Origin of the sequence: Streptomyces sp. NPDC005878, from assembly GCF_040629815.1 — a bacterium.
Taxonomy (GTDB): Bacteria; Actinomycetota; Actinomycetes; order Streptomycetales; family Streptomycetaceae; genus Streptomyces.
The window spans coordinates 23,593-44,700 of the sequence record NZ_JBEXWK010000011.1 but is presented as its reverse complement, the minus strand read 5'-3'; the positions used below and the strand labels follow the sequence as shown (position 1 = coordinate 44,700).

Here is a 21,108-nt window from a genome sequence, read left to right as displayed (position 1 = left end):
GTAACAGTTGTCCGGACATTGCCATGCGAAGGTGTTAAGTCATTCCGGCCGCCCGCGGCCTCGCCGAGTGGGCGGTACGACGTCACTGCCCTGACTGCCTCTGTTTCCTGCCGAGCGACAGGCGGCCGCCCGCTGCCGGGGCACAGGCACGGCATCTATCAGCAAGGCCTGGTTTGTGTTGAACTGTGCGACACAGGCTTCAGGCGACGGTGGGGTGAGCGCGGTGCCTCTTGAGGGTGAGTACGAGCCGAGCCCGGCGCAGTGGGTGCGCGAACAGGTCGAGTTGTACGAGAGCTCGGGCGGCACGCGGGGCGGGACGCTGTGGGACACGGGTCTGCCCGTCGTCATTCTCACGACGCGCGGCGCGAAGAGCGGCAAAATCCGCAAGATCCCGCTGATGAGGGTGGAGTACGAGGGACGGTATGCGGCCGTGGCCTCGAAGGGCGGTTTCCCGCGTCACCCCGTCTGGTACTTCAACCTCAAGTCCGACCCGCACGTGGAGCTCCAAGACGGTTTGGTGCGCCGGGACATGACGGCTCGTGAGGTCAGTGGGGAGGAGAAGGCCCAGTGGTGGGAGCGCGCCGTCGCCGCGTACCCCCCGTACGCCGAGTATCAGGCGGCGACCGACCGCGTCATCCCCGTCTTCGTGCTGGAGCCCGTGCCGTCGCCGTCGCCCCTGCCGTAGCAGCACCGCGTCGGAAGAACCCCCAAGAAGCGGGCGATAGCTGAGCATGCCACAACGCGGTGGACGCCTCCCCACCGCCACAATTTCTCTTTGGTGGCCGAGTCCTGCAGTATGTCCGGCAGCCTTCCATACCATTCAGGAGTGACGCCACTGTGAGCGAGCAGCCGCCGCAGCCTTCCCAGCCGCACGGTTACGGCTATCCGAACCAGAGTCCCGGCGCGGCGGGCCAGGCCGGTCCCTACGGCCACCCGCAGGGCGGCAACCCGCAGGCCCCCGGCGGCTACCCCCCGCCCGGCTACCAGCAGGGGCCGGGCTATCCGCCGCCCCCCGGGTTCTACACGGGCGACCCCAACGCGCCCTACGGCTACGACCCGTACGGCCGCCCGTACTCGGACAAGTCGAAGATCATCGCCGGGATCCTCCAGCTCTGCCTCGGCACGCTGGGCATCGGCCGCTTCTACGCCGGTTCCGTGGGTGTGGGCCTGGCCCAGCTGTTCACCTGCGGCGGCCTCGGCATCTGGGCACTGATCGACGGCATCATGTACCTGGTCGGCAACGACCGTACCGATGCTCAGGGCCGACTCCTGCGTGGCTGATGTGCCCCATCCGGCGCCGACGCGGAAGCGTCTGTTCCGGCACCCCGCGGCGGCGCCCCTGGCGGTGCTCGCCGCGGGCGTCGCGGGGGCTTGCTACCTGTGGGGCACGAATCCGCACGAGGGCGGCCACCTGCTGCCCGCCTGCCCGTTCCGGCTCGTCACCGGACTGTTGTGCCCGGCCTGCGGCGGCACCCGCATGACGTACGACCTGATGCACGGTCACCTCGGCGCGGCTTGGCTGGACAACCGGGGCCTGCTGCTCGCGGCGCCGTTCGCGCTCGCCCTGTGCGGTCGCTGGGCGCTGGAAGGCCTGCGCGGCCGTTCCTGGCGACCGAGGATCGCCCCAGCTGTACAGGTGCTGATCCTGGTGACGGCGGTGGCCTGGGCAGTGGTCCGCAACCTCGTCTGACATCCCCGGGTGCACCAGGTGGGGCCCTACGGAGCGATCGTCATCCCGTTCGGCGGCCCCCTGTGGGCCAGTGGTTTGGGGTGGTTGTCAGTGGCGTCTGATCTACTGCCCGCAGGTGAACCCGGGACGGGGAGAAGAACGATGGGTGTGCTGACCGACTACTTCCGCGCGCCGGATGCCGCATCGGTGGTGCGAGTGCTGGAACAGGCGGAGGGTGGTTCTCCGCTTTTCACGGAGCCGCCGGCGTTCGACGGAGTCGAAGCCAAGCATGTGGATCCCGCCGTGGTGCTGGCGCAGCTGATCGCCGCCATCCGGCAGATCGAGTGGCGCGTGGATCTGGTGCAGGAGACGACCGTATGGCCCACCTCCCCGCCACCACCCGGCCCGCACAGCCCGGAGGACGAGGACGACCCGTGGGCGACAGGACCATGGGTATCGGAACTCCCACCTGAGGTACGCGACACCTTGGCAGGAGTGCACGACTCCGAGATACCGGCCATCGTCACCAGATGGGTGCAGGCCGAGGAGCTGCGGGGAACGCGCGCCGAAGACATACAGCCCCTGGCCGAAGAGCTCATCCTGCTTGCCAGACAGGCTCACAGCGCTGACGATCGGCTCTACTGCTGGATGTCGCTGTGAGCGTGTCCGCCCTGACTGTCCGCGCCATCGCGCAGACTTCCGCGCACGGTTGAACGGGACAGACACCGACCGACAACCCGTCCGTCAGCGGCCGAAGGTGAGCCGTGGTGCCGCGTTGCGAGCCAGCGTGTGGACCTGGTCGGGCCACCAGGCCCCTGCGGCCGGATCGACGATGCCGTACTCGGGGTCGATCGTCCCGCCGGTGTTCCGTGTACAGCTGCCGTCGGACTCGCCGGGGATCTTGATCCAGAGATAGGCGTCGACGAGGGGGACGCCGGTGTTGGCGGTGGGGCGCGGGCCGAGTCCTCGGCCGGGCGCGTTGCACCAGGGCTCCGGGTCTCCGCTGTACTTGCCCGGCTCCGGGGCCCAGGCGCCAAGACCGTTGCGGCCGGTGTCGATGACGAAGTGACGCAGCTTGTCGGCGGACGGATTGCCCACGTTCTGGTCGAACCACGCGTCGGTCCATCGCCAGGTGGTGGGGTCGGTGGAGGAGACGGAGCTGCCGGGGGTGCCGTCGTTGGGGGCGGCGGAGGAGTAGTACTGGCTCGCGCACCAGTCGGTGTGGCCACGCGCCTGCTCGGGCCCCTCGGTGGCGAACCACATGCACTTGGCCGTCCAGGTGCCGTACTTGGCGTTGTGGTCGGTGGGGTGGTAGTTGGACACGTTCAGCGCGAAGCCGTCGCCGTAGCGGACCCCGGCGTCCAGCAGTCGCTGTGCCATCTCGCCGACGGAACGCCACTGGACGTTCCCCGCGTCCAGGTATACCGCGGTGCGTGGCTTGGCCTTCAGGGTTCTGACGGCGTATTGGAGGTCGGCGATCCGGGCGGCGGTGCGTTCGCCGGTCGGGTCCACGGTGGGCCCGCATTCCCGGGGCAGGAGGGCCGTGCCGTCGGGTTCCACGACGACGACCGCCTTGCTGTCGCCGATGGCGGCGGCGAAGGCGTCGATCCACTGCCGGTAGGCGGCCGAGGACGCGGCGCCGCCGCTGGAATACTGCGCGCAGTCCCGGCCCGGGATGTTGTAGGCGACCAGGACGGGAGTCCGGTTGACCGCACGGGCCCGGCGCACGAGCCCGCTCACCTTCGAGCGCACCTCGGTGGGTGTGCCGTCGGTGAACCACTCGGCCTGCGGCCAGCTCGCGAGCTTGGCCATGTTCACGGCGTTCTCGGTGTCGCCGCTGCGAAAGTCCACGAAGGCCTGCTTCGCGGCCTTGCTGTGCGGGTCCACATAGAACTTCGTGGCCGGGGGGATCGCTTCCCGCGAGGGCGAGGGTGTAGGTGTGGCCTGCGCGTGCGTCGCGGTGAGGGCGGCGCAGGCGGTGAGGGCCGCGGCGATGGCGGCCGCGCGGCGCCGTGGGCTGCGTGGAGTCATGGCTGCTTTCTGGTCGATGAGCGGGGCGGGGGAGCGCCTGACGTCGCCCGGTTTTCCGACGGAATGCCGATCGAACGGCCGGGTGGCGGGAGTCCTGGTCAGTAGCCGTAGATCATCTTGTAGGCGACCTCCGGGAGGTACTGCCCGGCCGTGGAGCCTGCCCCGGCGCCGCAGTTGCCGTCCGACTCGCCGGGGGTCTTGATCCACAGCAGCATCTCGGCTCCTCCGCCCGTCCGGGTGGGTGTGCCGATGCGGCGGCTCGAGGGGTTGCACCACTGTCCGTTGGAGCCGTTGCCGTTGCGGCTGGTGTCCACGACGAACGGTTTGGTGTAGCCGAAGCGGGCGCTGAGTTCGCTGTTGACGGCGTTGCCGTAGGCGGTGTTCTCGGCGGTGGTGAAGTAGTTGGAGACGTTGAGCGAGAAGCCGTGGGCCTGACGGAGACCGGCTTCGTGCAGGCGCCGGGCCATGGTCGCCGCGTCTATCCAGTGCGCGTTGCCGGCGTCCAGATAGACCCAGGTGTTGGGGGCCTGGCGTTGGAACTCGGCGAGGGCTCCGGTGATCATGCCCTCGCGTTCGTCGACCTGAGCCTGTGTCAGGCAGCCGTAGTCCGCGATCGAGTCCGGTTCGAGGACGACGACGGCCGGGCGGTTGGCGATGCCGCCGGCGAACTGGGCGATCCAGGTGGCGTAGGCGGACGGCGAGGAGGCTCCGCCCGAGGAGTGCCCACCGCAGGAGTCACGGTTGTAGATGTTGTAGGCGACGAGGACGGGCAGCTTGTCCCGGTAGTCCGCCGCTCCGACGTAGGCACCCGTGGCGGCGCCGACGGAGCCGCTCCAGGAGCCGAACCAGCGGGCCATCGGCGTGTTGGCGATGGAGGCGTTGATCGCGGCCGCCCGCCCGTCAGCAGGGTTGGCGGCCACCCATCTCTTCGGGCTGGAGTCGGGGTCCACGTAGAACCCGCTGGTCATGGTGGTCGGGTCGGCCGCGTGGGCGGATGGTGCGGCCGCGAATGCCAGCGGCAGAGCTGAGAGAGCTGCGGCCATGGCGCGGAGTCGGCGCATGAGCGAACCTCGTTCTCCTGACGGGGATGCGGCACGCTCTCGTCCCGAGCATGCGGCACTGAGGGAAGTGCGGTGAAACGATCATTGGGAGCGCTCCCACTGGAAGCGTACCCAACAGTGCGGCGAAACCGTTGGTGTTGTGGTCGGTATGGTGTGACGAGGTAGTTGAGCTGTCAAGGGCCAACACGCGGACAGGCGCTTCGACTTGTGTGTAGGCTCGTGACGAGCAGATAACTGGAAGCGCTTCCAATCGAGCGACAGGCGCGCGTCTTTGCTGGTCTCCGGCTCGTCCGCCCGCCCGCGGGTGGCGGTGGCGTGGGCCTTGTTGAGAGGGTGCCCGTCCGGTCGAAGGGGAAGGGTTCGTCGTCCATGGCAGAGGGTGCACCCCGTCGGCAGCCGACACTCGACGAGGTGGCCGAGCGTGCCGGCGTCTCCCGCTCCGTGGCCTCCCGCGCCCTCAACCGTGCTCCGCACGTCAGCCGTGCCAAGCGGGAGGCGGTCGAACGGGCCGTACGGCAGCTGGGGTACGTACCGAATCCGACCGCCCGCGCTCTGGCGACGCGGCAGACCGGAGCGGCGGCCCTCGTGGTCTCGGGAGAGAATCCGTCGATCTTCGCCGACCCGTTCTTCGCCCAGGTGATCGTGGGGGCGTCGGCGGCCCTGGAGGAGGCCGACCTGCATCTGATGCTGTGCCTGGCCGCCTCCGACCGGGGCCGCAAGCGGGTCGAGGAGCTTCTTCGGTCCCGGGGCGCGGACGGGGCGATGCTCATGGCGCTGCGTGAGGACGATCCACTGGCTCGTATGGCCGAGGAGGCGCAGATGCCCGTCGTGTTCGGTGGACGCCCCGTCGGCTCGACCCCCCGGTGGTACGTGGACGTCGACAATGTCGGCGGAGCGCGCGAGGCGACCGAGTACCTGGTCGCGCGCGGCAGCACAAGCGTGGCCGCGATCTGCGGGCGCCTGGACACCGAGGCCGGGCGCGCCCGGTACCGCGGCTACCGGGACGCCATGCTGGGCGCCGGCCTCGAACCGTTCCCCCCGTGGGAGGGCGACTTCACCGAGCCCAGCGGAGCCGCCGTCATGGCCGCGCTGCTGGTCGACCATCCCGGTGTGGACGGGGTGTTCGCCGCCAACGACAACATGGCGGCGGGCGCGCTGCGCACGTTGCGGGAGGCCGGCCGACGGGTCCCCGAGGATGTCGCCGTGGTGGGCTTCGACGACCTGGCGGTCGCCCAGGTCACCGATCCGCCGCTCACCACCGTCCACCAGCCCATAGAGGCTTTGGGGCGGGAGACGGCGCGCATGCTCGTCTCGCTCGTCAACGGGCAGGAGCGCACTCCGCTCATCCTTCCGACCCGCTTGGTCGTACGTTCCAGCGCCTGACGGTTTCGATCGGCCCTTCGGCGGTACGGCGGGTAAGGCCGGGCAGCCGTCCCCGCGCGCTTGCCCGGAGGCAGAAGTCAGCCGCATTCGCAGGCTGACGTGCACCTCAGCCTTCGAAAGATTTCGAAGGCAAACCCGAATCATGCGAGACGTATTGACGGGAGCGCTCCGCCTCGTATGATCCAGGGTGCTCGATGAGTCGACCGCCGTTCGTCATATCGAACGTCAGGGAGCCAATCCACCGACCCAGGCGCGCCGCGCCCTCGCAGTGAGGTCGACAGATGGTCATGTCATGTCCTGATCAAACCTCGGGTCGCCGCCGAGCCCTGGCCGCGGCCGGCCACCACCGGCGCCCTGCTGCTCCACACCGCAGCCCGTACTACCGGCGCGGTGTTCACCAGCCCGGTGGCCGCGTCCGGCCCTGACCTCATCCCACCAGCCGCACTACCCAAACCCCCCACGAATCCATAGAGGAGAACCATGAACAATCCCCTGAAACGGCTCGGCCGTCGTCGGGCCTCGGTCTTATCCCTGCTGGCCGTGGCCGCCCTGGTGACGCCTGCGGCCGCGGCGGCCGCACCCGGTGCCGTGCACGCACCCGGTGCCGTGCAGGCCTCCACCCTCGGAGCGCAAGCCGCGCAGTCGGGGCGCTACTTCGGAGCGGCGGTGGCGGCCGGAAGGCTCGGCGACGGCACGTACACCTCCATCCTGGACCGTGAGTTCACCTCGGTCACCCCCGAGAACGAGATGAAGTGGGACACCACCGAGCGGTCCCGCGGCTCGTTCAACTTCGGCCCCGGTGACCAGATCGTCAACCGCGCGGCGGCCCACGGCCAGCGTGTGCGCGGACACACCCTGGTGTGGCACTCCCAGCTGCCCGGCTGGGTCAGTTCCCTCACCGACGCGAACACGCTGCGCAGCGTGATGAACAACCACATCACCACCGTGGCGAACCACTACAAGGGCCGCATCCACTCCTGGGACGTGGTCAACGAGGCGTTCGCGGACGGCGGCAGCGGCCAGCACCGTTCCTCGGTGTTCCAGAACCTGCTGGGCAACGGCTTCATCGAGCAGGCCTTCCGCACCGCGCGCTCGGCGGACCCCGCGGCCAAGCTCTGCTACAACGACTACAACATCGAGGACTGGAACGCCGCCAAGACCCAGGGCGTCTACCGCATGGTCCGCGACTTCAAGGCGCGGGGCGTGCCCATCGACTGCGTCGGCTTCCAGTCCCACTTCGGCACCGGCGGCCCGCCGTCCACCTTCCAGACCACGCTGGCCAACTTCGCCGCCCTCGGCGTCGATGTCCAGCTCACCGAACTGGACATCGCACAAGCCCCGCCGACGGCCTACGCGAACACGGTGCGGGCTTGCATGAACGTCACCCGCTGCACCGGTATCACCGTCTGGGGGATCCGCGACAGCGACTCCTGGCGTTCCGGCGAGAACCCGCTGCTCTTCGACCGCTACGGCAACAAGAAGCCGGCCTACCAGTCCGCCCTGACCGCCCTGGGCGGCAGGGCGGCGGCACCCGGCACCGCACCGGCGCCGCGGTCCGCCGCCGCGCTCCCCTCGTCGTTCCGGTGGAGTTCGACCGGACCGCTGATCGCCCCCAAGCCGGACGCCGGCCACAACATCGCCGGGATCAAGGACCCTTCGGTCGTCTACTACAACGGCAAGTACCACGTCTTCGCCAGTACGGCGAGCGCCGCCGGATACAACCTGGTGTACCTGAGCTTCTCCGACTGGTCGCAGGCCGGCTCGGCCACCCACCACTACCTGGACCGCACCGCCATCGGCGCCGGGTACCGGGCCGCACCCCAGGTCTTCTACAACGCGCCGCAACGTCTGTGGTACCTGGTCTACCAGACCGGCAACGCGTCGTACTCCACCAACCCCGACATCAGCAACCCCAACGGGTGGAGCGCGCCCCGCAACTTCTACTCGTCGATGCCGGACATCATCCGTAAGAACATCGGCAACGGCTACTGGGTCGACATGTGGGTGATCTGCGACAACGCCAACTGCTATCTGTTCTCCTCCGACGACAACGGGCACCTGTACCGCTCGCAGACCACCGTCGGCCAGTTCCCCAACGGTTTCACCAACACCGTCATCGCCGCGCAGGACTCCAGGAACGCGCTGTTCGAAGCGAGCAACGTGTACAAGGTGCAGGGCACCAACCAGTACCTGCTCCTCGTCGAAGCCATCGGATCCGACGGGCGGCGCTACTTCCGCTCCTGGACCTCCGGCAGCCTCGCCGGTTCCTGGACTCCGCTCGCCGCGTCCGAGAGCAACCCCTTCGCCCGGGCGAACAACGTCACCTTCCCCGCAGGCGCCTGGAGCCGGGACATCAGTCACGGTGAGATGATCCGCGCGGGCTATGACCAGACGCTGACGATCCCCTCCTGCCGGCTTCAGTACCTGTACCAGGGACTGAACCCCAACGCGGGCGGCGACTACAACAGCCTGCCGTGGCGGCTGGGCCTGCTCACCCAGACCAACTCGTCCTGCTGACCAACCGGCCGCGTGGGCCCCGCAGTGCGTGCGGGGCCCACGTTCTGCGGCGGCCGGCGAACTGAGGTGGACGGCCCCGGCCGCAGCCGCGGGGAACGCTTCTCCGGCCGGAGGCGCCGTCGGTGCTGAACGACCGTGTTCCTAGACCCCGGGAATCTCCCGGGCCTTGAACGCCGCGCGCACCGCGTCCGCCGCGCTCGCCCCGTACATGCGCTGCGCGGTCGCGATCGTCGTCAGTGCCGCGTCCTGGAAGCTGGTGTCCGCGCGGAAGCCGAACTGCGCGTTCACGATGACCCGGTCGGCGGTCCGGGCGCCGAGGGCCTTGCGGATGTCGAACAACGCCCGGGACCAGATCTCACCGTCCGCGTGCACCTCCCCGACCCGGTCCGCGTACACCTTCGTCCCGTCGATACGGCGCAGACAGTGCGGAGCCGCGCTGTAGGCGACCGAGTCCCAGTCGGCGACGCAGGCCAGGTCGGTCTTGAGCGGCCACCTGTACTTGGTGTCGGCGTACGCCCCGACCGTGACGGCCAGATAGTCGCCGAACGCCTCACCGATCGCACCGGCCTCCGGTGACGCGCCGAAGCCGGGAACCTGCGCGTTGTGCACCGCGTGCCCGTACTCGTGGACGATGACCTCCGCGTCCTCGGCGTCGTCCACCCCGCCCTTGCCGAAGCGGATCTCGGCCTTCTTGTCGGTGAAGAAGGAGTTGTCCGCACCCCACTGGTTGATCCGTACGGGCTGCGCGCGGTCGTTGGCGCCGGGCAGTTCGCTGCCGAAGCCCAGGCCTTGCAGGTACTCCTGGGCCTCGTTGACCCAGAAGTACGCCATGACCTGCTCGAACTGGTCGTCGTTGCGGCTGTAGGTCCCGACGTCCGCGAGCCGTGCCGAGGCGCCGGTGTCCGAACGTACGGTCACCCACCTGCCCGAGAGCGAGCCGCTGCCGTCCAGATTGCGCAGCGCGGCCACGGCGTACGCGGACGCGGGTACGGCGGCGTTGCCGTCCTTGCCGTCGGTCAGCGACTGGTCGCCGGAGGACTGGACGGGGTTGACCATGAACAGCCGGGCTTGCGGAAGCGCGGTGCCGGACGCGGCGGAGGTCGCTGCGGGCAGGGCGGAGACCAGGCCGGCCTGGGTGAGGAGCGCCACGGTGGCGGCGGCCGCGGCGACGAGGCCACGAGATGTGCGGCGAGCCATACAAATCCTCCGGTGGGGCGGTGGCGGGGAGGTGGCGTGGGGGGTGCGGCGGCGATCCTCGCGTACGCGGCCCCGCTTTGACCAGGCCCAGGACGAGATTCCTGGGGAGGCCGTGCCGAAGAGATCACCGCCCGGAAAACCGGCGGATCGGCGGACCGACGGCCATGACGAGCGTCCCTCAGCCCGGTTGACCCTGACCGTCCGCCTCCAGGTTCGCGCGGAGAGCGGCGAGGGCGGGGGCGAGGAGCTTCAGGTCGGCGGCGGGAACCGTCGCGGTCAGTGAGGCGAGCGCGCCTTCCACCACGGGCCGGGAGGCCGCCAGCACCTTCTCGCCCTCGGGCGTGAGGCGCAGTACCGAGGAACGGCGGTCCTGCGGGTGCGCGACACGCACGCACCAGCCCGCGGCCACCAGCCGGTCGACCGCCTTGCTGACGGCCCCCACGGTGATGGCCAACTCGCCCACGATGTCGAGTACGCGACAGCCGTCCACCCGTTCGATGATGTCCAGGAACTCGAACTGGCCCAGGGTCAGGCCGCATTCGGCGCGCAGCCGGGCGCCGACGGCGTTGTACAGCCGGGTCTCCACGCGGACGAGATCGAGGAAGACCGGGGTGACGTGGCTCATAGAACCTCCAGTAGATTCCCAGGAATCATATTCCTCGGAAGGCGGTTGGAGATGGACAGATGGATTCCGAGGAATCCATCTTCGCATCCCGACCCGACCGACGGAGGCCCACCATGTCCCGACAGCAGCGCCACGCCCTGGACGCCCTGCTCCGCTCCGCCCCTCGCGGCGAGTCGACACCTACCCCCGCGGAGCTGCGCGCGTCGTTCGCCACGGTCATGACGCGACCGGCGCCGGACGGCGTCACGCTCCGCAGAACCGTCCTCGGCGGACGCCCCGCCCTGGACCTGGAGCCGCCCGGAGCCGCCGAGCGCGGACGGCTGCTGTACCTCCACGGAGGCGGTTACGTCATCGGCTCACCGGACACCCACACCGGCCTGGCCGGTGAACTCGCCGCCCGTGCCAGGCTGCGGGCCACCTCGGTGGACTACCGCCTGGCTCCCGAGCACCCTTTTCCCGCGGCGGTCGACGATGGGCTCGCCGCCTACCGCGAACTCCTGGCGACCGGTACCGACCCGCTGGACCTGGTCGTGGCCGGTGACTCGGCCGGCGGTGGCCTGAGCATCGCCACCCTGCTCGCCGCCCGGGACGCCGGGCTGCCGCAGCCTGCGGCCGTGGTCGTCTTCTCGCCATGGGTGGACCTCACCCTCTCCGGAGCGAGCATGCGTACCAAGAAGGACGCCGACCCGATCTTCACCGAGGCCGATGTGCGCGCGTACGCGGATTTCTACGTCGGTGCGGGCGACCGCAGCCACCCTCTGGCGAGCCCCGTGTTCGCCGACCTCTCCGGACTGCCCCCACTGCTCGTGCAGGCCGGGGCGAACGAGGTGCTGCTCGACGACGCGGTCCGTCTGGCCGGGCGCGCGGGCGCCGCCGACGTCGAGGTGACATTGGAGATCGGGCCGGAACTCCCGCACGTGTACCAGAGCGAGCACGGCCGGCTCGACGAGGCGGACGCCGCGCTCGACCGCGCCGCCCGCTTCCTCCTGGGCCACCTCGGAGTTCGGCACGAAAGGGACGCGGTCGCCGGCGTCCGGTGAGAACACACGGCCTCAACTGCGCGGGAACCGCGTAGCGTTCGGCGGCTCGACGGCAGCGACACCCGGCGTCGCTCTGGACGCCGGTGTCGCTGCCGTCGGGCGTTTTCCCGCCCTCAAACCGCCCGCCTTCCGCTCAGCGGCAGGGCATGCTCATGTAGAGCGCCTGCTCGCCCTCGGAGGCGGTGCCGTCGTAGAGCGAGGTGTCCAGGCCGCAGAAGGTGAAGCCCAGCTTCTGGTAGGCGTGGATCGCGGGGGCGTTGACGCTGGTGACCTCCAGCCAGATGTGCCCGGCGCCCCGCTCGCGGGCGTAGCCCACGGCCAGCCCCACCAGCGCCCGGCCGACGCCCCGGCCCCGGTGCTCCGGGGCCACCTCGATGTCCTCGATGACGAGCCGACGGTTCCAGGGTGCGTACGAGACGGCGATGAACCCCGCCAGGCCCCCGCCGACCCCGAGAGCGACAAACGTGCGGGAGTCCTGGTCGTCCTCGCCGTCCTCGTCACCGCCGTCCGGCTCGTCCTGGGGGAACACCTTGGTCAGGGGCGGGTCCACCGGCACCTCCCGCAGCGTGAAGCCGTCCGCGGTGAGGCTCACCCGGAAGACCGTGTCGGTGGTGAAGGAGCCGTCCAGGGCGGAGATGGCTTCACTGTCCCCGGGGACGGCGGCGCGGAACCGGTACACCGTGTCGTCAGCAGTGGTCATGGCACAACGCTACGTCGATCGGGGGCGATTGTGCCGACGTGCCGTCCCGGTACGGCTTACGGACGCCGCCGCCCCGCCGGGTGCCCGGCAACGCATCCGCTCGCGGTCCGGGCCTCAGCCCCGCAGTGCCCTGGACAGTCGTACAGACGTCACCGTCGTCTTGATGCCGCTGTCCACCAGTCGTCCGTGTGCGTCGAATGCATCGGGGCCGTCCGTCATGCCGAAGTCGTTGTCGTTGATGAGCGCGAGGGTGTCCGGGCCGGTCAGGGCGATGCCCTCGATCTTGCCGGGGACGCCCGGGATCTGGCCGAAGTCGGCCACCAGGGTCTTGCGCAGGAACGGCGTACCGGCCGGTGCGGAGTCGTCCAGCTGCTCGTACGAGGGGGAGGTCGCCGGGTCGTCCCAGGCGCTGCCGAGGATGCCGGGGCCGTGCGGGAGCCGTACGCGGTGGACGCGGGAGGTCTTGTCGGTGCGCTCCTGCACCAGGAGCGTGTCGCGGCCGACGGCCACGAGGGAGGAGATCTTCAGCTCCGAGGTGTCGTGCTGGCCGGGTTCGACGACGTCCACGGGGTCGAGGCGGTAGGCGTACTCGGCCGTCACCGCGCGCTGCCTCGGTGAGAACCGCAGCAGGCGCGTGTTGCGGGAGGCGTTGCCGACTCTCGCGTCCGGCACGGACAGAGGACTCTGCACGGCCAGGACCAGGTCGCCGCCGGGAAGGTGGGCCAGGCCCTCGAAGCCCCGGTTGGTCTTGCGCTTGAGGAGGATGCCGGGCAGCGACTCCACGACGGGGTAGTCGGCGCCCTTGAGCCCCAGGCCCTTGGGGACGTACCGCGTGAGGACCCTGCCGCGTGCCGAGACGTGCGCGAGTGACGGCCCGTACTCGTCGACGAGCCAGAAGGTACCGTCGGCCGCGCGCACGATTCCTTCGGTGTCCAGGCCGTTGGGATCGTAACCGAGCGGGACCTTCGCGTCGTACGTGTACGGGGCCTCGTCCCGCGAGGCCTGGTTGGGCAGCCCCGTGACGGGCTTGCCGGAGCGGGTGGTGAGCGGGATGGCCTGGAGCACCTGGACGCGGGGGCCGGACACGCGGATGCGGATGATCGCGGGGTCGAAGCCGGGGACCGGGAAGGTGCGGCGCTTGACGCCGGCGACCTTGATCTGCCCGTTGGGCCCGCGGTCGGTCACCGTCCAGAACTCCCCTTTCCGCCCAGCGGGGTAGAGGTCGCTGCCTATGCCGCCGAGGTCGATACCACGGTCGTCCGCGACCGAGCCGGGCAGCAGGTGGTTGCTGAACGAGCCGAGCGGGATGTCCCCGAGCGTGGCGGTCGCCACGACGCGCGCGCCTCCGGGCACGCGACCGTCCGCCGCAGTGGGCACGCCCGTGGCGGTCCCGGCCACCGTGACGGTCGCGAGCAGGGCGAGCGGTACGCCCGCCGCGAGTGAGCGGCGTATGGTGCGCTGGGTGTGCGCGAGGGATGACATCGGGCCTCCTGGCCGGCGGGGCATGTGACTGCGGCCAAGCTGGTGGCTCGTCGCTAACGCGATGAGTCCAGGGGGTGAATGCCGTCCGACGCGCGGCCGACGCCCTGGTGGGCCGCGCCCGGGCAACGGATCAGCCCGGCTGCCGCAGGCCCTCCGTTCGGACGGCGATCGAGGCGACTACCCCTCCTCGTGATCCGAGGAGCGTTACGCTGGGTGGAGCCAGGGGGAGGGCACCAGGTGGAGAGCGGCGAAGTACTCAATGGTCGCTACGCGTTGGTACGGCGTCTCGAGGACAGTCGCGGCCTCGAAGTCTGGGCAGGACGCGACCTGACCCGGGGGCAGGACGTGGCCATCAGGCTGCTGCGCCGCCGGGCGGAGAGCCAGGCGCGCACCGATCTGGTCGCCCGGTTCCAGGTCGAGGTCGCACGGTTGGCGGCCGTGGACGAGTCCCACATCGCTCCCCTGTACGACTACAGGCGCGGCACCACCAGCGACGGGCCCGTCGAGTACGTGGTGTCGAAGCTCGTACATGGACGAACCCTGGCCGAGGAGACCAAGGAAGCGCTGCCGACGCTGCCCCAGGTGCTGTCGTTCACCGTGCAGATCCTCCATGCGCTCCATGCCGCGCACAGCAGGGATGTCGCCCACCTCGATCTCAACCCGGCGAACATCGTGATCGAGGATTCCGGAAACGTGAAGGTGGTGGACTTCGGAGTCGCGCGGCTCGATGACACCCGAGCCGGTGCGGACCTCGATAAGGAATCCTTGATCTCCGCGATCCCTGAGCAGTCCGCCGCGGGGGATCTCGACCGCAGCGTCGACGTGTACGCGCTGGGCTGTGTGATGTACGAGATGCTGACGGGCGCGGCGCCGTTCGGGCAGGGGGATGAGCAGGACGGGCGCCCGCGGAGGGCGATCGATGCCGTGCCGGAACCGCCCAGCACGTTCCGGCCGGCGGTTCCGGCCGAGGTGGATCAACTGGTACTGCGCCTGCTCGCCAAGGACCCCAAGGACAGGCCAAGGAGTGCCGAGGCGGTCCTCGGCCTGCTTCGAAGATTCATGGTGGAGGCTTTTCCCGAGCCGGGGTTCAGTTCGCCGGCTGCGGTGGAAGGGGACGTCGACGTCACCGTCCTCAAGAACGCCCTGCAACAAGTCGCGTCGGACACCTACCGGTCGGTGCGCGCGGAGATGCTCGACACGGAGAACAGTCGAGAGGTCGACCCGGTGTCGGGGACCGGGATGGTGCTTTTTCAGGCTCAACAGAGCATGTCGTCCCCGCCTCCGTCCCCAGAACCCTTTGACGCGGACGAGGACGCGGCACCGGCCGCCGCGACCCTCGACGAAGCCCTCGCCCGTCTGTTCCTGCGGCTGGGGCCACCGCCTGAGTCGGCTGAGAGAGAGATTCAACCAGTGGGGTCCGACGGCGGAGGGGCGCAGGGATGACAACGGGACCGGCCGGCAGCCTGCCGGTACCCCAGGAAGACCCCATCATCACCGCGGGTCTGGGGATCGCGGCCCAGTGGGGTGAGGTCCTCGGCGCGGAGAAGCTGGAGATCGCGCTGAAGGCCATGGAGCCGCAGCTGAAGCGTGAACATCAGCTACGAAGAAAGCAGTTGGACAACCAGCGGTATCGCGCCGAGCAGGAGGCCGCCGGCCGCGAAGCCGAACGCGAGCGAGCCGCGGCTCTGGCGAAGGCAGAGGGTGAGCGTGCCGCGCGGGACGCGGAGAAGCACCGCAACCATGTGTTCCGCATGAGCGGTCTGATCACGGGGGCGGTGCTCGCGCTGTCGCTTTTGGGCGCCGGAGTGGCGGTGGCGCCGTCACAGCCCTGGCTCGCCGCGGGCCTCTGTGGCCCGAGCCTCCTGGCGGTGCTCAAGATCGTGGTCTTGCGCCGCAGCGACGCGGGTGATGTGAAGGCGACGGAACGTACGGTCCGGCAGGCGGCCGCGTCCCCCACCCCGCCTCTCGGTCCGTAGCGCGTTTCCTTCTCGGCCGCTGGGGCCGGCCCGGGTGGCGCGGCAGTGCCGCACCGGTTCAGCGGCCGGTGCGGCACTGTGTCGTTCACAGGGTTCAGGCCTTGACGTTCACCCCGGCCCAGGCGGCCTCCACGGCCTTGGCTTCGGCGCTGTTCGCTCCGTAGAGGTCGGCGGCCGCCTTCAAGGTGCCCTGGCGGGCGCCGTGGTAGTCGGTGGTGGAGGTGAAGTACGTGGTCAGTGCCTTGTACCAGATCTGCACCGCCTTGTCGCGGCCGATGCCCGTGACCGTGGAGCCGTCCACGGTCGGGCTGTCGTAGTGCACACCGTTGATGTCCTTCGCGCCGCTGCCCTCGGACAGCAGATAGAAGAAGTGGTTGGCGACACCGGAGGAGTAGTGGACGTCGAGATCGCCGACGCCGGAGCTCCAGTAGTCGGCCGAACCGCGGCCGTCCTTGCTCGGCTTGTCCTGGTAGCGCAGCGGCTTGCCGTTGCCGAAGATGTCGATCTTCTCGCCGAGCAGGTAGTCCCCCTTGTCCTGGGCGTTGTTCGCGTTCCACTCCACCGCGGTGCCGAAGATGTCCGAGGTCGCCTCGTTCAGGCCGCCGGACTCGCCGGAGTACTGCAGGTTCGCGGTGGCGGAGGTGACACCGTGGCTGAACTCGTGACCGGCCACGTCGAGCTGGGTCAGCGGGTGCTGGTTGCTCGCGCCGTCGCCGTAGGTGATGGTGAAGGAGGCGTCGTCCCAGAAGGCGTTCTGGTAGGCGTTGCCGTAGTGGACGCGGGAGACGGGGGCCCGGCCGTCGTTCTTGATGCCGTTGCGGTGCAGGACGTTCTTGTAGAAGTCCCAGGTCTGGGCGGCGCCGTAGGCGGCGTCGACGGCGGCCGTCTGGTTGTTGGCGGGGCTGCCGGTACCCCACTTGTTGTCCGCGTCGGTGAAGACGCTGCCCTTGCCGCTCGTACGGTGCTTCAGGTCGACGGTGCTGGAACCGCCGCGCACGCTGTCGACGAGGGAGTAACCCGTGGACGACTTGGCGGTGTTCAGGCTGACGGTGCCGCTGTACTGGCTGGCACCGGTGCCGACGGCGGCGACCTGCGAGCCGCCCGGTGCGGCCGCCCCGGCGCCGCCCCTGGCGGTGACGCCCTCGGTTATGTCGTTGATCAGCTGGATCTCGTACAGCTTCCTGCCGGTGTCGGCGTCGGTGATGACACGCAGTCTGCTCGGCGTGACACCGTCGCGCTGGGTGCCGGTGACGACGCTCTCATAGGCGAGGACGGGCTTGCCGCCGACGGCCCAGACCACCTTGCGGGGGGCGTCCTCGGCGGCGGCACCAGCCGTCTTCGCAACCTTGGCCGCCTTGATCGCGGCGGACGTGGCGGCAGTCGGGGTCAGCTTCGGGTCGAGCGAGGCGACCTTGATGGGGGCCTTGACGGCTTTGGTGACGTCCTTGACGGTGCCGTCGGCGGCGCGGTGGACGATGAGGTCGCCGCCGAGGACGGGAAGACCGGCATAGGTGCGCTCGTAGCGGGTGTGGACCGTGCCGTCGGCATCCCTGATGACGTCCTTGACGACCAACTTCTCCTGTGCGCCGAGACCGAGCGCCTGGGCGGTGGCCGCGACGGAGGTGCCGCCGGGGTGTTCCGCGGCGGCACCCGCTGATGCGGTGGCGGCACCGGCGACGAGCAGGGCGCCGGTGAGGACGGCGGCGCCGGATGTGAGGGCGAGTCGGCGGGCACGGTCACCGGTGGGGAAGAGCGAAGACATGTGGTTGCTCCAGAGAGTCATGGGGAGTGGGGCGGTGTGGCCGCCCATCTGTCCAGGGAGGGAGGGACTGCCTTGATGGGGAGGGACACTCGCAGCCCGTCGCGCACATGTCACGTGGCAAAAAAGAGGGTTCGTTGGCGCATGCCGGATTTGCGGCCTGCCGCGTCATGGGATGGACAAGGCTCTGATACGCGCCGACATGGGGAGCACAGGAGTCCGCAACATGCTGGAAAGACGTCCTGCGGTGCGCGCCGCTTCGTATGAAGGCCGAGCCGCTCGCTCTGGGTCCGGCTCACTGCCAGCGTGAACTAGCCATGCAGGAGGGCGAATCGGCCGGGGCGGACCGCTATCCCTAGTATTCCTATCGAATTACTAGGGAAGCATTGACGGTGATCGAGGCGGAGAGTGAGGATGAGGAAGCCGACGCGTCACCCCGCACCGCTGCACCTCCCGCGCCGCCACGCCGGGCACCGCGTCGTCCTCGGACCCTTGGAGGAAGACGCCATGAGCCCAGCAGTCAGCTGTAGTTGCCGTCGTAGTCGTAGCCGCGGTCATCGTCGTCCGAATACCAAGGGGATACGGGCATGACGGTCGCAGCGGATGAGGTCATGGACATCGAGGCCGGACAGACCCGCTGGCTGCACATCGCCGGTGAGATCGCGGACGACTTGGCCACGGACGCGGTCGAACGCGAACAGCGCGGTGATCCGCCGTTCGACGAAGTGGCCCGGCTGCGCGAGTCGGGGCTGCTGACCCTGTTGGCACCGGCCGAACACGGGGGAGGGGGCGCGGACTGGCGCACGGCCTACGCGGTCGTCAGAACCGTCGCCGCGGCCGACGGGGCCATCGGCCACCTGCTCGGCAGTCACTACTTCCTTTCCTTCAGCGCCCGGTTCTTCGCCAACTCCGGCCATGCCGCCCGCGTCGAGCGGCGAGCGACGGTGGAGCGATGGTGCTGGGGAGGGGGTATCGCCGCCCACGAGCCGCCGCTCATCCTGACCCCCAGGGGGGACGGGTATCTCCTGGACGGGTACCAGCGGTTCGCCACGGGCGTGGGGGTTGCCGACATGCTGGTGGTCCGAGCCGCCAAGTACGGCACCGGCGAGCCGCTGGCCGTCCTCGTCGATCCCACGCACCCCGGTGTCGTGAGCGGCAGCAGCGGGGACACCTTCGGCCAGCGTCTGGCCGCCGGAGGCGCCGTCGAATGCGACGCGGTACTGATCGCGGTGGACGAGGTGCTGGGCGCCCTCTCGCCGGACGAGGCCGTTCTGCCGCCCTCCGCCTCCCTGGCTGTGCCGACCGCACGCCTGGTGTCCACCCAGTACTGTCTCGGCATCGCCGAGGGACTCCTGGCCGAGGTCCACGAGCACGGAAGGGCCGTGCGCTCACCCTGGCAGCCCTTGTCGCCCCACCCCTGGCCGGGCGGCCCGCCACAGGATCCGTACGCGCTGACCGTCTACGGCGAACTCGCCGTCGTCGCGCGTGGAGCATCCGCACTCGCGGGCCAGGCGGTGGACGCCCTGCTCCACGGCCTGGGGCGGTGGGATGATTTGAACGACGAGGAGTGTGCGGAGATCGCCGTCCTGGCGAGCGTGGCGGAGGCCGCCGCCTCCCGGGCGGCACAGGAGATCACCACCCGTGCTCTGGACGTCATCGGCGCCGACGCCGCCTCCGCGCGCCACGGCTTCGACCGCTTCTGGCGCAACGCCCGCACACACACCCTTCGTGAGCCGGTCGCCCACAGACTGCGGGAGATCGGGGACTACTTCCTCAACGGCGCACACCCGTCGTTCACCTTCCCCGCCTGACGCCGCAACCCCGGTCGGGCGGAGAAGGCGATGAGGGATAATCACGGTATGCGGATCTCGGCGCGGGCGGACTATGCGGTGCGGGCGGCGCTGGAACTGGCAGCTGCGGGAGACGGTGTCTCCCTCAAGGCCGAGGCGATCGCGACGGCGCAGGGCATCCCGCACAAATTCCTGGAGGGCATCCTCGGCGACCTGCGCCGGGGCGGCCTCGTCGTCAGCCAGCGAGGCGGCAACGGCGGCTACCGGCTGGCCCGTCCGGCGGACTCGATCGCCATCGCGGACGTCATCAGGATGGCGGACGGCCCTTTGGTGTCGGTACGGGGAGTACGCCCGCCCGAACTCTCCTACGGCGGACCGGCGGAGTCGCTGCTGCCCCTGTGGATCGCCGTCCGCGCCAACGTCCGCAAGATCCTCGGCGAGGTCACTCTGGCTCATGTGGCCGCGGCCGAACTGCCGGACGAGGTCGTGAACCTCGCACAGGACCCGGAAGCCTGGACCAATCCCTGAGCTGCCTTCGGCTTCGCCGTGGCGTGTCAACGGCGCCCGGCCGACCTGGCTTCGGCCGGGAAGACACATCACGCCCGGCCTTGTCCTTGCGATCACTCCACGGTGGTGGACGACCATGTGACGGGCAGGTCGACGGGGCCTCGGATCAGGACGTCGGTCTGCCAGTTCATGTCTTCAACGGGGATGGCGAGCCGCATCGAAGGGAATCTCCCGACCAGGGTGGAGAGCAGGACCTCTGCTTCCATCCGGGCCAACAGGGGGCCCACACAGGAATGGGGGCCGAATCCGAATGCCAGGTGGGGCGGGCCCTGACGTTCGAAGTCGATGCGCCCCGGATCGGGGTAGACGGCTTCATCCCAGTTGGCGGCCACGTAGGAGACGTAGACGAGTTCTCCTTCGGGGATCAACACGCCGCCGACCGCCACGGCTTCGGTGGTGATGCGTGGTTGCCCCACGCCGTGCTTGTGGGGGATCCAGCGCAGGAGTTCACTCACCGCCGGCCCGATCAGATCGCCGGGCTCCCCGCGGAGCCGTTCCATGAGATGCGGCTGCGTCAGCAGTACGTACATCATGTTCGCGGTGTTGTTGCACACCGCGTGCCAGCCGTTGAGCCCCATGAGCGTGGCCAGGGCGAGCAGCTCCTCCTCGTCGATACGCCCCGCGTCGACGGCAGTCACCATGGCGCTCATCACGTCCTCGCGGGGCCGGACGCGTCGCTGGGCCGCCAGTTGCCGGAAGTAGGAGCGGGCCGCCTGCTTGGCGTCCTCCGCCCGCAGTGCCTGAGCGTCGTCACCGGCCCGGGTCAGGACCGTCTGCGCCCAGTCCCGGATGCGGGGTCGGTCCTCGGCGGGGATGCCGATCACCTCGCCGATCATCGCCAGGGCGAAGGGGGAGATGACACGGCTGATGAGATCGGCACGCGGACCTGCGGCTTCCAGGTCCCGGCAGAGCTCTTCCATGACGAGGTGGGCGCGGCGGCGGCGCCGGTCGATGCTGCGCTTGGTGAAGTGCGGGGCGACGACAGAGCGTACGCGGGCGTGGTCGGGCGGGTCGACGAAGCTGACGGCGCGGTCCAGAGGGATGAAGTGTCGGGTCATTTTGGGTACGGAGCGGCCCAGGATGTCCCGGCTGAAGCGCGGATCGGAGATGACGAGGCGGACATCCTCGTGTCTGGTGACCAGCCAGCACTCACCTGTGCCATGGGGAAGACGGATCCTGGAGACCGGCGCTTCGGACAGTGACTCCCACAGAAAGGGGTCGAAGGCCAGGCCCGGGAGGTCGTGGACGTCATAGATACGGGCGTCGTCGGTTTGGGACACGTCGGCCTTCCCGGAATGGTGCGCTGCGCGA

19 protein-coding genes are annotated in these 21,108 nt (G+C 69.7%); 11 read left to right on the top strand and 8 right to left on the bottom strand.

What is annotated here, in order from left to right; genetic code table 11:
• Positions 1-223: 223 nt before the first annotated feature.
• From ABZ404_RS18480 to ABZ404_RS18465, 4 genes are all read left to right on the top strand, one after another.
• Complete coding sequence (locus tag ABZ404_RS18480; RefSeq protein WP_358832455.1) at positions 224-685, top strand: nitroreductase family deazaflavin-dependent oxidoreductase; 462 nt, start codon at positions 224-226, stop codon at positions 683-685.
• Positions 686-837: 152 nt separating this feature from the next.
• Positions 838-1,281, top strand: coding sequence for a TM2 domain-containing protein (locus ABZ404_RS18475; RefSeq protein ID WP_358832454.1), 444 nt, complete (start codon positions 838-840; stop codon positions 1,279-1,281).
• Positions 1,274-1,690, top strand: a complete 417-nt coding sequence (locus tag ABZ404_RS18470; protein WP_358832453.1) for a DUF2752 domain-containing protein — start codon at positions 1,274-1,276, stop codon at positions 1,688-1,690. Before ABZ404_RS18475 ends, ABZ404_RS18470 begins: the two co-directional genes overlap by 8 nt.
• A 141-nt stretch (positions 1,691-1,831) precedes the next feature.
• Entirely contained in the window at positions 1,832-2,329 is a 498-nt protein-coding gene (locus tag ABZ404_RS18465) for a hypothetical protein (RefSeq protein ID WP_358832452.1), read from the top strand.
• A gap of 84 nt (positions 2,330-2,413) precedes the next feature.
• Here ABZ404_RS18465 and ABZ404_RS18460 read toward each other — a convergent pair whose 3' ends face one another.
• Together ABZ404_RS18460 and ABZ404_RS18455 are read right to left on the bottom strand one after the other, a co-directional pair.
• On the bottom strand, positions 2,414-3,700 hold the full coding sequence (locus ABZ404_RS18460) for a glycoside hydrolase family 6 protein (RefSeq protein WP_358832451.1): 1,287 nt from the start codon (positions 3,698-3,700) through the stop codon (positions 2,414-2,416).
• A 98-nt stretch (positions 3,701-3,798) separates the two neighbouring features.
• Positions 3,799-4,743: a glycoside hydrolase family 6 protein gene (locus tag ABZ404_RS18455; protein ID WP_358832450.1), complete on the bottom strand. Its 945-nt coding sequence runs from the start codon at positions 4,741-4,743 to the stop codon at positions 3,799-3,801.
• Positions 4,744-5,130: 387 nt separating this feature from the next.
• On the opposite strand from ABZ404_RS18455, the gene ABZ404_RS18450 reads away from it, so the two are divergent.
• Both ABZ404_RS18450 and ABZ404_RS18445 read left to right on the top strand, forming a co-directional pair.
• On the top strand, positions 5,131-6,144 hold the full coding sequence (locus ABZ404_RS18450; RefSeq protein WP_358832449.1) for a LacI family DNA-binding transcriptional regulator: 1,014 nt from the start codon (positions 5,131-5,133) through the stop codon (positions 6,142-6,144).
• Positions 6,145-6,624: 480 nt separating this feature from the next.
• Positions 6,625-8,661 carry a non-reducing end alpha-L-arabinofuranosidase family hydrolase gene (locus tag ABZ404_RS18445; RefSeq protein ID WP_358832448.1) on the top strand — a complete coding sequence of 679 codons (2,037 nt, stop codon included), beginning with the start codon at positions 6,625-6,627 and terminating at the stop codon, positions 8,659-8,661.
• 141 nt (positions 8,662-8,802) lie between these two features.
• On the opposite strand, the gene ABZ404_RS18440 is transcribed toward ABZ404_RS18445, so the two are convergent.
• Together ABZ404_RS18440 and ABZ404_RS18435 are read right to left on the bottom strand one after the other, a co-directional pair.
• Positions 8,803-9,858 (bottom strand): M4 family metallopeptidase, encoded by a 1,056-nt coding sequence (locus ABZ404_RS18440; RefSeq protein WP_358832447.1) that lies wholly within the window; start codon positions 9,856-9,858, stop codon positions 8,803-8,805.
• 178 nt (positions 9,859-10,036) lie between these two features.
• Positions 10,037-10,483: a MarR family winged helix-turn-helix transcriptional regulator gene (locus ABZ404_RS18435; RefSeq protein WP_358832446.1), complete on the bottom strand. Its 447-nt coding sequence runs from the start codon at positions 10,481-10,483 to the stop codon at positions 10,037-10,039.
• A gap of 113 nt (positions 10,484-10,596) precedes the next feature.
• On the opposite strand from ABZ404_RS18435, the gene ABZ404_RS18430 reads away from it, so the two are divergent.
• Complete coding sequence (locus ABZ404_RS18430; RefSeq protein WP_358990557.1) at positions 10,597-11,523, top strand: alpha/beta hydrolase; 927 nt, start codon at positions 10,597-10,599, stop codon at positions 11,521-11,523.
• 133 nt (positions 11,524-11,656) lie between these two features.
• Here the strand turns inward: ABZ404_RS18430 and ABZ404_RS18425 are convergent, their stop codons facing one another.
• Both ABZ404_RS18425 and ABZ404_RS18420 read right to left on the bottom strand, forming a co-directional pair.
• Positions 11,657-12,223, bottom strand: coding sequence for a GNAT family N-acetyltransferase (locus tag ABZ404_RS18425; RefSeq protein WP_358837197.1), 567 nt, complete (start codon positions 12,221-12,223; stop codon positions 11,657-11,659).
• Between the two features lie 114 nt (positions 12,224-12,337).
• Positions 12,338-13,705, bottom strand: coding sequence for an esterase-like activity of phytase family protein (locus tag ABZ404_RS18420; protein ID WP_358837198.1), 1,368 nt, complete (start codon positions 13,703-13,705; stop codon positions 12,338-12,340).
• 237 nt (positions 13,706-13,942) lie between these two features.
• Between ABZ404_RS18420 and ABZ404_RS18415 the strand changes: the two genes are divergently transcribed.
• Complete coding sequence (locus ABZ404_RS18415) at positions 13,943-15,148, top strand: serine/threonine-protein kinase (RefSeq protein WP_358837199.1); 1,206 nt, start codon at positions 13,943-13,945, stop codon at positions 15,146-15,148.
• Positions 15,145-15,681: a hypothetical protein gene (locus ABZ404_RS18410; RefSeq protein ID WP_358837200.1), complete on the top strand. Its 537-nt coding sequence runs from the start codon at positions 15,145-15,147 to the stop codon at positions 15,679-15,681. The genes ABZ404_RS18415 and ABZ404_RS18410 overlap by 4 nt, the downstream gene beginning before the upstream one ends.
• 94 nt (positions 15,682-15,775) lie before the next feature.
• Here ABZ404_RS18410 and ABZ404_RS18405 read toward each other — a convergent pair whose 3' ends face one another.
• Positions 15,776-17,443 carry a M4 family metallopeptidase gene (locus tag ABZ404_RS18405; protein WP_358990554.1) on the bottom strand — a complete coding sequence of 556 codons (1,668 nt, stop codon included), beginning with the start codon at positions 17,441-17,443 and terminating at the stop codon, positions 15,776-15,778.
• A 584-nt stretch (positions 17,444-18,027) separates the two neighbouring features.
• On the opposite strand from ABZ404_RS18405, the gene ABZ404_RS18400 reads away from it, so the two are divergent.
• Together ABZ404_RS18400 and ABZ404_RS18395 are read left to right on the top strand one after the other, a co-directional pair.
• The gene (locus tag ABZ404_RS18400; RefSeq protein WP_358832994.1) at positions 18,028-19,251 is read left to right on the top strand and encodes an acyl-CoA dehydrogenase family protein; all 1,224 of its coding nucleotides are present in this window, start codon (positions 18,028-18,030) and stop codon (positions 19,249-19,251) included.
• 48 nt (positions 19,252-19,299) lie between these two features.
• The gene (locus ABZ404_RS18395; RefSeq protein WP_358832995.1) at positions 19,300-19,758 is read left to right on the top strand and encodes an Rrf2 family transcriptional regulator; all 459 of its coding nucleotides are present in this window, start codon (positions 19,300-19,302) and stop codon (positions 19,756-19,758) included.
• A gap of 92 nt (positions 19,759-19,850) precedes the next feature.
• On the opposite strand, the gene ABZ404_RS18390 is transcribed toward ABZ404_RS18395, so the two are convergent.
• A complete protein-coding gene (locus ABZ404_RS18390) occupies positions 19,851-21,077 on the bottom strand; it encodes a cytochrome P450 (protein ID WP_358832996.1) in 1,227 nt (408 codons plus the stop codon).
• Positions 21,078-21,108: the final 31 nt, after the last annotated feature.